The organism is Burkholderia sp. 22PA0099 (assembly GCF_047497165.1).
In the GTDB taxonomy this organism is placed as follows: Bacteria; Pseudomonadota; Gammaproteobacteria; order Burkholderiales; family Burkholderiaceae; genus Burkholderia.
Genome location: NZ_CP163164.1, coordinates 167,419 through 179,907, shown reverse-complemented (window position 1 = coordinate 179,907; position 12,489 = coordinate 167,419). Strand labels below are relative to the sequence as shown.

General features: G+C 64.0%; 13 protein-coding genes and 2 pseudogenes. 10 read left to right on the top strand and 5 right to left on the bottom strand.

What is annotated here, in order from left to right:
• The first annotated feature begins 98 nt into the window (after positions 1–98).
• Positions 99–1,334: a sensor histidine kinase gene (locus AB4851_RS00840; protein WP_414448030.1), complete on the top strand. Its 1,236-nt coding sequence runs from the start codon at positions 99–101 to the stop codon at positions 1,332–1,334.
• A 124-nt stretch (positions 1,335–1,458) separates the two neighbouring features.
• Here the strand turns inward: AB4851_RS00840 and AB4851_RS00835 are convergent, their stop codons facing one another.
• Positions 1,459–2,007, bottom strand: coding sequence for a lysozyme inhibitor LprI family protein (locus tag AB4851_RS00835; protein ID WP_414448029.1), 549 nt, complete (start codon positions 2,005–2,007; stop codon positions 1,459–1,461).
• Positions 2,008–2,032: 25 nt separating this feature from the next.
• Positions 2,033–2,950 carry a LysR substrate-binding domain-containing protein gene (locus tag AB4851_RS00830; RefSeq protein WP_414448028.1) on the bottom strand — a complete coding sequence of 306 codons (918 nt, stop codon included), beginning with the start codon at positions 2,948–2,950 and terminating at the stop codon, positions 2,033–2,035.
• A gap of 158 nt (positions 2,951–3,108) precedes the next feature.
• Between AB4851_RS00830 and AB4851_RS00825 the strand changes: the two genes are divergently transcribed.
• Positions 3,109–4,746 (top strand): amidase, encoded by a 1,638-nt coding sequence (locus AB4851_RS00825; RefSeq protein ID WP_414448027.1) that lies wholly within the window; start codon positions 3,109–3,111, stop codon positions 4,744–4,746.
• Positions 4,747–4,972: 226 nt separating this feature from the next.
• Here AB4851_RS00825 and AB4851_RS00820 read toward each other — a convergent pair whose 3' ends face one another.
• Positions 4,973–5,713: an SDR family NAD(P)-dependent oxidoreductase gene (locus AB4851_RS00820; protein ID WP_414448026.1), complete on the bottom strand. Its 741-nt coding sequence runs from the start codon at positions 5,711–5,713 to the stop codon at positions 4,973–4,975.
• A gap of 71 nt (positions 5,714–5,784) precedes the next feature.
• On the opposite strand from AB4851_RS00820, the gene AB4851_RS00815 reads away from it, so the two are divergent.
• Positions 5,785–6,714 carry a LysR family transcriptional regulator gene (locus tag AB4851_RS00815; RefSeq protein ID WP_414448025.1) on the top strand — a complete coding sequence of 310 codons (930 nt, stop codon included), beginning with the start codon at positions 5,785–5,787 and terminating at the stop codon, positions 6,712–6,714.
• A 59-nt stretch (positions 6,715–6,773) separates the two neighbouring features.
• Here the strand turns inward: AB4851_RS00815 and AB4851_RS00810 are convergent.
• Positions 6,774–7,561: pseudogene (locus tag AB4851_RS00810) on the bottom strand (IS5 family transposase).
• Positions 7,562–7,934: 373 nt separating this feature from the next.
• Here AB4851_RS00810 and AB4851_RS00805 point away from each other — a divergent pair.
• The 4 genes from AB4851_RS00805 to AB4851_RS00790 all read left to right on the top strand — a co-directional run bounded on the left by AB4851_RS00805 (position 7,935) and on the right by AB4851_RS00790 (position 9,048).
• Positions 7,935–8,126: a hypothetical protein gene (locus AB4851_RS00805; protein ID WP_414448024.1), complete on the top strand. Its 192-nt coding sequence runs from the start codon at positions 7,935–7,937 to the stop codon at positions 8,124–8,126.
• Positions 8,127–8,149: 23 nt separating this feature from the next.
• Positions 8,150–8,350, top strand: a complete 201-nt coding sequence (locus AB4851_RS00800) for a hypothetical protein (protein WP_414448023.1) — start codon at positions 8,150–8,152, stop codon at positions 8,348–8,350.
• 45 nt (positions 8,351–8,395) lie between these two features.
• A complete protein-coding gene (locus AB4851_RS00795; RefSeq protein WP_414448022.1) occupies positions 8,396–8,629 on the top strand; it encodes an ABC transporter permease in 234 nt (77 codons plus the stop codon).
• 71 nt (positions 8,630–8,700) lie between these two features.
• Positions 8,701–9,048, top strand: coding sequence for a hypothetical protein (locus AB4851_RS00790; RefSeq protein ID WP_414448021.1), 348 nt, complete (start codon positions 8,701–8,703; stop codon positions 9,046–9,048).
• A gap of 239 nt (positions 9,049–9,287) precedes the next feature.
• Here AB4851_RS00790 and AB4851_RS00785 read toward each other — a convergent pair.
• A pseudogene (locus AB4851_RS00785) lies at positions 9,288–9,622 on the bottom strand (transposase); the annotation flags it as partial.
• A 280-nt stretch (positions 9,623–9,902) separates the two neighbouring features.
• Here AB4851_RS00785 and AB4851_RS00780 point away from each other — a divergent pair.
• From AB4851_RS00780 to AB4851_RS00770, 3 genes are all read left to right on the top strand, one after another.
• Positions 9,903–10,184 carry a hypothetical protein gene (locus AB4851_RS00780; protein ID WP_414448020.1) on the top strand — a complete coding sequence of 94 codons (282 nt, stop codon included), beginning with the start codon at positions 9,903–9,905 and terminating at the stop codon, positions 10,182–10,184.
• Between the two features lie 71 nt (positions 10,185–10,255).
• A complete protein-coding gene (locus AB4851_RS00775; RefSeq protein ID WP_414448019.1) occupies positions 10,256–12,001 on the top strand; it encodes a hypothetical protein in 1,746 nt (581 codons plus the stop codon).
• Positions 11,982–12,488 carry a toxin-activating lysine-acyltransferase gene (locus tag AB4851_RS00770; RefSeq protein ID WP_414448018.1) on the top strand — a complete coding sequence of 169 codons (507 nt, stop codon included), beginning with the start codon at positions 11,982–11,984 and terminating at the stop codon, positions 12,486–12,488. The genes AB4851_RS00775 and AB4851_RS00770 overlap by 20 nt, the downstream gene beginning before the upstream one ends.
• Position 12,489: the final 1 nt, after the last annotated feature.

Genomic DNA, 12,489 nt, shown 5'->3' with positions numbered 1-12,489 from the left:
CTATAATCGCGAATCTCCCGTGTGGGCGTGAGGTTTCGACCGCGCCAGACGATGCGGCCCGGGTGGGCTGCCGAGCACACGGCGCAGCGGGGTGTTGCATGAAAAACGAACCAGGGGTGTCGCCGGATTCGCACGAATCGATTGCGCGCGATATCGGCGCCGTGACTCGCATCAGCGCGGTGCCTTCCATCCTGCAAATGATCTGCGACGAGACGGGCATGGGCTTCGCGGCCGTCGCGCGCGTGACCGACGCCACCTGGACAGCCTGCGCGGTGCTGGACAACGTCGATTTCGGCCTGAAGCCGGGCGGCCAGCTCGAGCTGAAAACCACGCTGTGTTTCGAATCCCGCGCGCTCAACGCGCCCATCGTCATCGACCAGTTCAGCCAGGACGCCACCTATCGCGGCCATCACACCGGGCAGATATACGGGCTGGAAAGCTATATTTCGATTCCTATCGTGCTGCCGAACGGCAGCTATTTCGGCAACCTGTGTGCGATCGATTCGCGGCCGGCGAAGGTATCGGAGCCGCGCATCGTGCGCATGTTCGAGGTGTTTGCTCAACTGATCGGCATGCAACTCGATAACGAACTGCGCCTGTGGTCGGCCGACGCGATGTTGAGGAAGGAGAAGGAGACGGCGGGCTTGCGCGAGCAGTTCATCGCGGTGCTGTGCCACGACCTTCGCAACCCGCTGTCCACCGTCAACGCCACGGCGGAGTGGCTGGTCCGGCGCCCGTCGGAGCCCGAGGTGGTCGCGGCCGGCCAGCGCCTGCGACGCACCGTGAGCCGGATGACGGGCCTGATCGGCGACATGATGGATTTCGCGCGGGGGCAGTTCGGTGCGGGCATCGCCATGTCGATCGAGACGGTGGAACTGCTCGACACGCATCTGTTTGCGGTGGTCGACGAGCTGACCGTGGCCAATCCCACTCGCGTGATCGTGTCCGACATCTCCGTCGCGCCCTCCGTGCAGGTCGATCTGCGCCGAATGCAGCAGCTTCTGTCGAACCTGCTCGGCAACGCGTTGACGCATGGCGCGCAGGATCAGCCGATCCGTGTCGACGTGAGCCACGTTCAGGACATCCTGTCGATCTCGGTCACCAACGGGGGCAATCCGATTCCGGAGCATCTGCTGCCGAGGCTGTTCGAGCCGTACTGGCGGTCACCCGGCAGTCAGCTCGGCGGCGGGCTGGGCTTGGGCCTGTTCATTTGCCATCAGATCGCGATCGCGCATGGCGGAACGCTGGAGGTGCGCTCCAGCCTGGAAGGCGGGACCACGTTCTGCGCCCGGCTGCCGGCGATGCAAACGGTCGTCAAGGCGCAAGTCGATTGAGCCGGCCGGGTGGCTGCGGCTACCTTAGAAGCGGTTTGACGTGATTCGCTTCACAAATGGGGCGCGCCGGGTTCGGGATCGGCATGTGGTTTCTCATCGCGATTCGCGGCGGCCCCATTCACCATCAATTCGCCAGGCGCGACTCGAGTTCATCCGCACGCGCGTCCGTTTTGCGCAATTCGCAATCGGGCAGCGTCACGCCGCCGTTACCGCTCTGGCATTCCTCGTCGCGGTTTTTCAGCCAGGCCAGTTCGTCGGCCTTCAGCGCCTTGCGCTTGGCCTGATCGCTGCCGTATTTGTGGGCCAGTTTCCCGTAGACCTTGTTCAGGCGCGTGTCCTGAATCGCCAATTCCTTTTCGACGCACAGGTCGAGCTGCACCGCGTTGCCGGCCGCGCGATCGCGGCAGGCCGCATATTCGGGGGACGTTTCGGCGAAACTGTTTTGCGAAAGGATCAGGCATGCGCCGGACAACACGAGCAGCTTTTTCATTCGGAATGAATCCTGGTTGATTTGATTGGGATATGACGTCATGTGCCGCAGGATGGCGGGCGTCATGATACGGCCAGATTTACCGGGATAACCGTGTTTTCGGCGTTGAAATGTTTTTGAAAGAAAATTGCGCCCATGCCGAATAATCGAATTCGGCATGAATTGATAATCGGTGATTTTCATTCACCGATTCCGTCGGAACTCATCGTTAATCGGCCGGCTCGGCTTCGCCGATGCGCAACTGCGTCTTCAGATAATGCAGGAATGCCTGCAGCTTCGGCGACGGCGCGCGCTCGCGCGGGAACAGCGCGTTGAAATCCTGGGGCGGCCCGATCCAGTCGGGCAGCACGCGAACCAGCCGCCCGGCTTCGACCTCGGGCGCCATGCCGGCGTCCATCGCCAGCAGCAGGCCCAGGCCGGCGCGCGCCGCGTCGAGCACCAGCGCCGGATCGCTGGCCACGATCACCGGCTCAACGGCGTAGCGCGCCGGCTTGCGGCCGGCCTTGCGCAGCGGCCAGAGGTAGCCGCTGTCGTTGCGCGCCTGATGCAGGGCGAGCACGGGGTGTTGCGGCAGTTCGTCCGGCGTGGCCGGCGCGCCGTGCCGTTCGACATAGGCGGGGCTGGCGTAGACGGCGGTCGAGAAGGTGCCGAGCCGCCGCGCCACCAGGCTCGAATCGGGCAACGCGCCGAGCCGCAGCGCGACATCCACGTCCTCGCCGAACAGGTCGATCGGGATATGCGAAGCGACGATGTCGAGCCGCACGTCGGGGTAGCGCGTGCAGAAGCCGGCGATCAGCGGCGCGATCCAGGTCGCGCCGAACGAGTAGGGCAGCGTCACGCGCAGCCAGCCGCCCGGTGTGCCGCGAATGCGCTGCACGGCATGCTCGGCCGCGTCGAGCTGCCCAGCGATCGCGCGGCAATGCTCGAAGTAGGCGGTGCCCGCTTCGGTCAGGCGCAGCTTGCGCGTGGTCCGGTGCAACAGGTGCGCGCCGAGGTGCGCCTCCAGTTCGCGCACGCGCCGGCTGACGGTGGTTTTCGGGGTTTGCAAGGCGGCTGCGGCGGCGGTGAAGCTGCCCGATCGAACCACTTGCAGGAACACCAGCGTGTCGTTGAGGTCGCGGCTCATCGGCGGAAAAGCGGGCGAGGGTGGGCGGTCATGGCGGCAGATTAGCACGCCGATCGTGCCATCCATGGCGCAATCCTTGCCGCTTTGACCGACTAATCGGCCGCCTCGCCAACCCCTATCGTGTGGCCTTCTCCATTGCTTCCAACGGGACGGCATCCATGAACCTCAACGAATACGCGAGCCACGACGCCATCGGCCTGGCGCAACGCGTCGCAGCAGGCGACGTGACCGCGTCGGAACTGGCCGAGTTGGCCCGTCGGGCGATCGACGCCGTCAACCCCGAGATCAACGCCGTGATCGAGCACTGGCCCGCCGAGGGTGGTGTTGGCGACGCTGGCGGTATCGGCAACTGCGATATGGGCACCCGCAACGCGGACACCCGTAACGCAGACGCTTGCAATGCTGACACCCGCAACGCAGACACCCGCAACGCAAACGCCCGCAACACAGACGCTCGCAATGCAGACGGCCGCAACGCAGACGCTCGCAACGCCGACACCCGCAACGCCGGCACCGCGCAGCCGGCCGCCGGCCCGCTCTCCGGCGTGCCGTTCCTGATTAAGGATCTTGCGGTTTCGATGCGCGGCAAGCGCGTCGAACTGGGCAGCCGGCTCGCGGCGGGCCTGGTGGCCGAACACGACTCCTGGCTGATGTCGCGGTTTCGCGCGGCCGGGCTGCAGACGATCGGCCGCACCACCACGCCGGAGATGGCGTTCAGCACCGCGACCGAATCGGTGCAGCAGGGCGCGACGCGCAACCCGTGGCACACGGCACTGAGCGCGGGCGGCTCCAGCGGCGGATCGGCCGCCGCCGTGGCGGCCGGCGCGGTGCCGCTCGCGCATGCCACGGACGCGGCCGGCTCGATCCGCGTGCCGGCCGCCAGCACCGGCCTGTTCGGCTTGAAGCCCACGCGCGGGCGCAGCTCGAACGGCCCCGCGCTCGACGAGGTGTTCGCCGGCTTCGGCGTGCAACTGGGCGTGAGCCGCAGCGTGCGCGACAGCGCCGCGCTGCTCGACGCGATCCAGGGGCACGCGAGCGGCGACCCGTACGTGACGGCCGCGCCGCCGCGCAGCTTCCTGTCGGAAGTGGGCCGCGAGCCGGGCGCGTTGACGATCGGCGTGATGATCGATCCATGGGACGCGAGCCTTACCGATCCCGCCATCGCGGTGGCCACGCGCGCCACCGTTCAACTGCTCGAGGACCTCGGCCATACGGTGATCGAGATGCGGCCGTCGCTCGGCATGTCGTGGGAGGCGTTCGTCGAACTGAACGCGACGATCTGGACGGCCACGCTGGTGGGCTGGATCGACGCTCTGGCGGCGGCCACCGGCCGGCCGATCGATCTCACGACGCTGGAGCCGGCCACGCTGGCGTGTTTTCGTCACGGCCAGGCGGCGCGTGCGTCGGAATTCGCGGCGGCGCTGGCGGGGCGCAACACGGTGGCGCGTGCGGTGGGCGGCTGGTTCGAGGCGGTGGACGTGCTGCTCACGCCGACGCTGCCGCAGATGCCGCCCGCCATCGGCGTGTACGGCGCGGGCGCCGATGCGATGACGGGCCTCGAATGGACCGCGCGCGTGTTCGGCCATGCGCCGTTCACGCCGCCGTTCAATGTCGCGGGCGTGCCGGCGATGTCGGTGCCGCTCGAAACGCATCCGCAATCGGGCCTGCCGATCGGCCTGCAGTTCGCGGCGGGTTTTGCGCGTGAGGACATCTTGTTGCGGCTCGCCGGGCAACTGGAGCGCGCGCGGCCGTGGGCTGGTCGCCGGCCGGTGGTGTGGGCGGGTGATCGCGGTTGAGGCGGGACGGAGCGGGCATCTGAGGCCGGGGCCGAGGCCGGTACTCGACCCCGGCACCCGAGGCTGGCACCCGAGGCTGGCACCCGAGGCTGGCACCCGAGGCCGGCACCCGAGGCCGGCACCCGAGGCCGAACCTGATGCCGGCACCCGAGGCCAGCACCCGAGGCCAGCACCCGAGGCCAGCACCGAACCCGCCACAGCCCCCCCGGCGACGCATCCGACCGTGTCAGAACACCAACCCGCCCGCTACATCAATCGTCGAGCCCGTCACCCAGCCTGCGTCGTCCGACACGGCGAACGACACCGCCGACGCGATGTCGGCCGGCTTGCCGGAGCGGCCGAGCGGCGTCTTCTCGATGAGCGGCGCGAGCAGTTCGCGCGGGATGTGGCTGTTGCCTTCGGTGTCGGTGAAGCCGGGCGCGATGCCGACCACGCGGATCGCGCGCGGGGCGAGTTCGAGCGCGAGCGAGCGCGTCAGCGTGTCGACCGCGCCCTTGGTCGCGCAGTACACGTGCGCCATCCCGGTCGGGCTTTTCGCCACCCCGGAACTGATGTTCACGATCACGCCGCCGTCGGGCAACGCGCGCGCGGCGGCTTGCGTCATCAACAGCAGGCCGCGCACGTTCACGCCGAAGTGCCGGTCGATCGATTCGGCGCTGAAGGTGTCGATCGAATCGATCGCGTAGATGCCGGCGTTGTTGACGAGGATGTCGAGCTGCCCGAACGCGGCGAGCGTGGCCTCGACCAGGGCCTGCGGGCCGCCGTGCTCGGCCACGTCCGCCTGCACGGCGACGGCTTCTCCGCCCGCTGCCGCGATGCGTTCCACCAGCGCGTGCGCCGGTTCGGCGTCGCGCGTGTAGTTGACGACCACCTTCGCGCCGTCCGCCGCCAGCCGCAGCGCGATGCCCGCGCCGATGCCCTTCGAAGATCCCGTCACGATGGCCGTCTTGCCTGCGAGTCGCGTCATGCCTGCTCCTGATTGTGAAGTGAGCCTGTATGCTAGGCGCCACCTTGGCCCGGATAAAGCGGTGGAACGGGATGAACCATGAAGATGGGCTTCACAATCGAATGATCTCGCCGGAGATGCTGCCCGGCATCGCGGCGTTTGCGCGAGTCGCGCATCACCGCAGCTTCACGCGCGCGGCCAACGAACTGGGCGTATCGACCTCGGCGCTGTCTCAGACGCTGCGCGCGCTGGAAGCGCGGCTCGGCGTGCGCCTGCTCGAACGCTCGACGCGCAAGGTGGGCCTGACCGAAATCGGCCGGCGCTTTCTCGACAGCGCGCAGCCGGCGCTCGACGCGCTGCACGGCGCCGTCAACGACGTGCACGATCGCCGTGACCGGCCGGCCGGGTTGCTGCGGCTGAACGTGTCGCGCGTGGCCGCCGACATCCTCGTGATGCCGCACCTGACGCCGTTCCTGGAGGCTTATCCCGACATCACCGTCGAGCTGCATTGCGACAACGCGCTGGTGGACAGCGTCGCGGGCGGCTTCGACGGCGGCATCCGCCTGCTGGAGAATCTGGCGCAGGACGTGGTGTCGGTGCCGCTGGGCGGCACGCAGCGCCTCGCGACCGTGGTCGCGCCGCATTACCTCGACGGCCGGACGATGCCGCGCGAGCCGGCCGATCTGGCTGCGCACCGCTGCCTGAACGTGCGGCTGGAGGGCGGCATTTTTCGCTGGGAGTTTCAGGAGGGCGCGCGCACGTTCAACGTGGATACGCCCGGGCCGTTCCTGACCAATGACGGCGATCTGCTGCTCTCGGCGATTCGCAGCGGCGCGGGCATCGGCTGCACGCTCGAAGCGGTGGTGGCCGACGACATTCGCGCCGGCCGGCTGGTGGCGCTGCTCGAACCTTGGTGGCCGAGTTTTCCAGGCTTCCATCTTTATTACTCGAGCCGCATTCATGTGCCGCGCAAGCTGCGGGCGTTTATTGATTTCATGCAGGCGCGTGGGGAGGTCAGCTGATTGTTGTCCCGACGTGCGCATCGAGATATTTCTTTTAATTTAGAGCGTGTTATGCACTTTCAAAAATACTGGACAGCGCGAGCGAGCATCAGCGAGACAAAGACGAAGTGCAAGCCGGCCAGAGTATCAGGCAGACGCTCGTAGTCACGCGCCAGCCTGTGAAAGCGATTGAGCCAGCCAAAGCTGCGTTCGACCACCCAGCGTCGCGGCAAAAGCACGAAGCCTTTCTTCGCCTCGGGTAGTTTGACAACTTGCAGTTCGATGCCTTCGACTCTCGCTGCTGCATCCTTGCCGGTTTAGCCTTGGTCTGCGAAAGCGAGTTTCACCGTTTTGTCCGCGGCTTGCTGGACTTGTTGAGCCAGCCCCCGAACCGGAGCGCGCTCTTGCTCGTCGGCCTGCGTGATACATACGGCCAACAGATTTCCCAATGTGTCGACTGCGATATGCGTTTTGCCGCCACGTTTGCGTTTGTAGCCGTCGTATCCTGCGCGCGGACCGCTCTCGCATGTGGATTGAAGCGTGCGCCCATCGAGAATGACCGCCCTCGGTTTGTCCTGACGCGCTTGTGCGACGCGAATGATCGAGCGTGGATCGTCGGTCATTGCTTCAAAACACCCAGCGCGAAGCCATCGCTGTGTCTGCTGATAAACGGCCTCCCACGGCGGGAAATGGCTCGGCAGTAACCGCCGCTGCCCCCCCGCGCGGACCAGCCAGCGCAGCGCGTTGTACAGCTATCGCAGTTCGTATCGCCGCTGCTGTGCGTCTTCTTTCATCGAGGCCAGATGGGCGCTACGAAGCCCCATTCTTCGTCCGTTACATCGCTTGGATCGGGGCGGCGTTTTTCCATCTCTCTTCGATCCAGGTGAGCCTGAAAAATGCAGAACACGTTCTAATGTTTCAAATCACGACAAAAAAACAAGACACAACACAATTCATTGAGTAATTTTACAAAGCAATTTAATTTCGATGTCACGATGATGGCAGTTGTCATGACTGTCCAAATTCAACGCCGTCAAGGCGTCGGAAATGCCGTGACCATGCGAGGAAGATGCTTGTGCTTTAATTGTATCGTTTAAAAATTATTAAGAAAATCGAATGAGTGCGGCATCGAAGATTTATCGATCGTTTGAAGTTATAGATAAAAAGAATTTGAGGATTGAAATTCGTTTCGATTTTTCATAAAGCTCTTTGGAAAATTGGAATCGGCGTCCCTCCCTCGCATGATCTTCTATGCGTTGTTGATGCGATCGAAGCAGGCGCAGTTGGCAATTCTGAAGTGGAATGAAATCAACCAATCACTGGAGGCCGATTTCGCCGGTGCGGGGCGCAGGCGGGCAGTATTTTATGTCGGCTTGTTTGAATCAGGCAGGTTTGCCGATCGATGGTTCATTTCCTTATTGGAGGTTTCGTGAAGAAGATTTCGTTCGAATTCGTCATGAAGAAGCTTTTGTTCGAACTCGTGATCCCGGTGGCGGCGATTTTCCTGCTCTGCATCACAGTCAATTTCGTTGGGGTCGAGACGGGGGTCTATGGATGGATAAATAACAGAAATTTGACGGGTGCCCTGAATTCCATCGTGTCTGTCGCTATATTTTTTATTATCAAATATGTATTTGAAAGGAGAATTCGTTCATGACGCAAGCTTTTTTGCGCGGCGCTTCCCGCCGAGTCCAGCCGCAGCATGATCGATGATATTTCCGATGGCCTGTCGGTCCTGACCGAGGAAGAACTGCAACTGGTTGCCGCCTGCGGATTGGTCGGCGCGATCCTGGGCGGTTTACGGGGCGCGGTGTGGGGCGGTATCGGCGGCGCGTTCAGCGCGATGGCCATCGGCACACCGATCGGGGCCACCGGGATTGCCGGCATGGTGTCGGGCGGGATTAGCAGTGCCGCTGCCGGTTGGAGCAATCGCTAAACTAACCCCGCATGGCGAGCGGACTGGCGCCGGCACGGGCCCGTCCGCCTGTTTGGCTGCGGCATGACATCATGAAAAACGACTTCGAGGGCTTGGCGTTTAAGCATCTGTTTGTTCCGTTCGTGGCCGAGCGGGTCGCCCAGGCCGTGGTCGTGGCCCGGCATCCGCGCTGCGACCTGACCGACGAGACGCTCCTGGCACGCTACGCCTATGCGGTGCCTCGCGAGGGTACCGGGCGGGGCAAGGTGTTTTACGCGGAACGTTACGGCGGCGACGGCATCTCCTTTCATGGCGGGGGCGCGAGGTGCGGATACGACGGGCAATTCCAGTTGAAGGGCATCGTGCGTTGCAACGCCGAGACCCGCGCCGGCGCGCTGACCCGCACCGGCCCCTGGCGCAGCCGATCCAACCGGAATTAAGAAAATACTGATTCTCATTCTCAGTTTTAGTCTCATTCTCATTGGAAGATCTGCATGTTACAGTCCGCTGCGCGAGGTGAGGGTTCCCGTGTTTTGCAGTCATATACATACAAATAGCGCCAGGAGATCGAATGACTCCCCAGTTGAAGATTGATCGATCACTCGAAATTCTGGATGCCAAGGGAATTTTTCGATTGAACCTGCTCCATTTCCGCACAAGACGCTGCGAAAACCTGGCCCGGCAGCTTTACTAGCAGCGCCTGGGCGCGGCGGCATATGGTCATATAGTTAGGTGCCGGCAAAACGGTAAAGGCCAGACGCGCAGGCTTTGTGCGAAGCCTGGCGCGCAACGGCAGATGGAGCACGGTCTTCAGTCCGAGCAAGGCCTGAATCAGCGCATCGCTGTACAGCCGCGGGCGACCCGCGTGGGCGGTATCTGGCACGTTTGCAAGAGCATCGTCAATCCACATCGTGATGCTGCCTCGATTTATCGGGCCGGCGTTGTACGCCACCCAGTTTTTCTGACACGGTATTTCGCCTTCGGCTCCTGCGTTCCGCTCTTGTCCTTGCACATGTTCTCGCATGCAAAGAGCATGTCGGCTCGTTTGAATCAGGCAGGTTTGCCGATCGATGGTTGATTTCCTTATTGGAGGTTTCGTGAAGAGAATTTTGTTCGAATTCGTGGTCCCGGTGGCAGCGATTTTCCTGCTCTGGATCGTAGTCAATTTTATTGGGGTCGAGACGGGGGTTTATGGACGCATAAATAACAGTAATTTGACGACTGCCCTGAATTCCATCGTGGCTGTCGCCATATTTTTTATTATCAAATATGTTTTTGAAAGGAGAGTTCGTTCATGACGCCAGCTTTTTGCGCGGCGCTGCCTGCCGAGTCCAGCCGCAGCATGATCGGTGATATTTCAGATGGCCTGTTGGTCCTGACCGAGGAAGAGTTGCAACTGGTTGCCGCCTGCGGGGTAGGCGGCGCGATCCTGGGCGGTCTCCAGGGCGCTGTGTGGGGCGGTATTGGCGGCGCGCTAGGCGCGGCGGCCATCGGTGCACCGATCGGGGCCGGCGGGATCGCGGGCATGGTGTCGGGCGGGGTTGGCGGTGCCGCTGCCGGCTGGAGCAATCGTTAAGCGACCCCGGCATGGCAGGCGGACGGACGCCGGCACGGGCCCGTCCGCCTGTTTGGCTGCGGCATGACATCATGAAAAACGACTTCGAGGGCTTGGCGTTTAAGCATCTGTTTGTTCCGTTCGTGGCCGAGCGAGTCGCCCAGGCCGTGGTCGTGGCCCGGCATCCGCGCTGCGACCTGACCGACGAGACGCTCCTGGCACGCTACGCCTATGCGGTGCCTCGCGAGGGTACCGGGCGGGGCAAGGTGTTTTACGCGGAACGTTACGGCGGCGACGGCATCTCCTTTCATGGCGGGGGCGCGAGGTGCGGATACGACGGGCAATTCCAGTTGAAGGGCATCGGCCCCAATCCTCTGTTGGGCGACAAGGCCGATCCTCGTCACAACGACGGGCAGATCACGCTGAAAGCCGCCTTGTCCGAGTTCACCTGGAGCCGGTCCCTGCAGGACATCCTGCCGTTCGGCGCCGTGCAATGCCCGGCGGTGATCGCCATGAGCCCGATACAGGCCGCGCCGAGCGCCGCCGTGCGCCCGACGCGCGGGCTGGTGGTGCGCGAGAGCGCGCTCAGGCCGGCGCACTTCGATCGCTCCGCGTATTTCAGGCCGCGGCACGACATGCGCGGGCAGCGGCGCGAAGACGTGGCCCGGGTCAGGGAAATGATCGCGCTGCTGCCGGAACTGCTGCCTCGCGCGCCCGACTTGTTGCGAGATGGCTGGCACGCGCTCGATGCCCGCGAACGCCTCGAGCGCGGGCTCCAGGAGTTCGTGCGGCGTGCGGCCATCCAGTGTGCAGCCGCGAAATCGCTGCTGCTCCTGCACAATCTCTCGCTCTCGAATATCGCCCTTGACGGCCGCTGGCTGGACCTGACGTCGGTGGCCTCGCTGCATCCCGGCGAAGCGTATGGCGAGGAGAATTTCGATATCGCCTGGAACGAATTGAAATGGCAGGCTGCGCCGATCCTTCGCGGGCTCCTGTCGATCTGTTTCCAGGCGGACAAATACGCATTCGAAGGCAGGGGCGCGATGACCGCCCTGTGCACCGGCGCCATGGGGCGTTTCGAGCGCGAGCATGCGCATGCCGGCAGCCGCTACCTGCTGGCGTTCGCCGGCATTCCCATGATCGTCGCAGACAGGATGTACCGCGATGCGCGCTGCCTGGAATGGGCGACGCGGCTGTCCGCCCACATCGATGCCGCGCTGACCAGCCATGTCGTCAACGCGCGCTACCTGGCCGGCATCGCGCGGGCACGAGCCGCACCGGCCGCCAACCTGCTGCATTACACGTTTGCCAGGGAGTTCGATGCGGATTGGGTGCGCCTGGGCAATCTTGGCCGGGACGTCGATCCCGCATTGCAGCGCTTGTTTCCGGAAGTGCTGGCGCTGGCGGTCGCGTCGGCGCGCGAGATCGGCATCGGCCGGCAGCCGCTGCTGTTCGCGATCGCGGTGAATGCGCTGAAGCACGCGTCGGAGCGCGTGGGGCTCGACTTCGACAGCATCGATGCCGAACTCCAGGCGTGGTGCGACGAGCATGCACGGGCCGGTGCGCCGGCCGACGGCACGCTCCAGGCTCATGTGGATCGCCTGCGGAGCCGGATCGTCGGACGCCTGTCCCGAGATCCCGACACCATGCTGACGATCGCGACCGGTGCCGGATCGCGCCGCCTTCGTTACGACTTGACCAGCAACCGTCTGGTCGAGACTCGAGATGGTCGTGCCGTCGAATTCCCCGATTTCATCAACGAGCGAAATTGCACCGATTTCGCGCTCCTCGAAACACTCGGATGCCTGGGGCGGCAGCATGAAATTCAAGAACGATGAAATGGCGCTCGGCTTCCAGAAGCTGGGCTGCCTGGCTCACCTGATGTCGACGAGCCAGGCTCATCGCAACCAGCGGCTGTACAGCCTGTCTCTGTGGGCCGCGCAAGCGGTCGCGCACGATCATGTCGAGATCTTCTTTCGTAACGGCGACCCGGTCGGTTACCTGATCTGGGCCATGCTGACGCCTCGTACGCTCGACAAGCTGCTCGGTCAGGCCTATGTGCTGCATCCCTCGGAATGGAACGAGGGTGAGCTGCTGTGCATTCTCGATCTCATGCTGCCGCGCGGTTCGATGGCTACGCACGCGCGTGCGATCCAGCGTCGGCTCGCGCCGGCCAGCGACCATGTCGTCTGGGTGCGAAAGCGCAAGAATGGGGTGCTCGCCATCTATGGCAGGCATCTGCGCGCTCGACGCTCGATGGTGGCGACGCCGGAATCGCTGGCCGACAAGCTCGACGGATTCATGACGGACGACTCTCGCGGGTGAG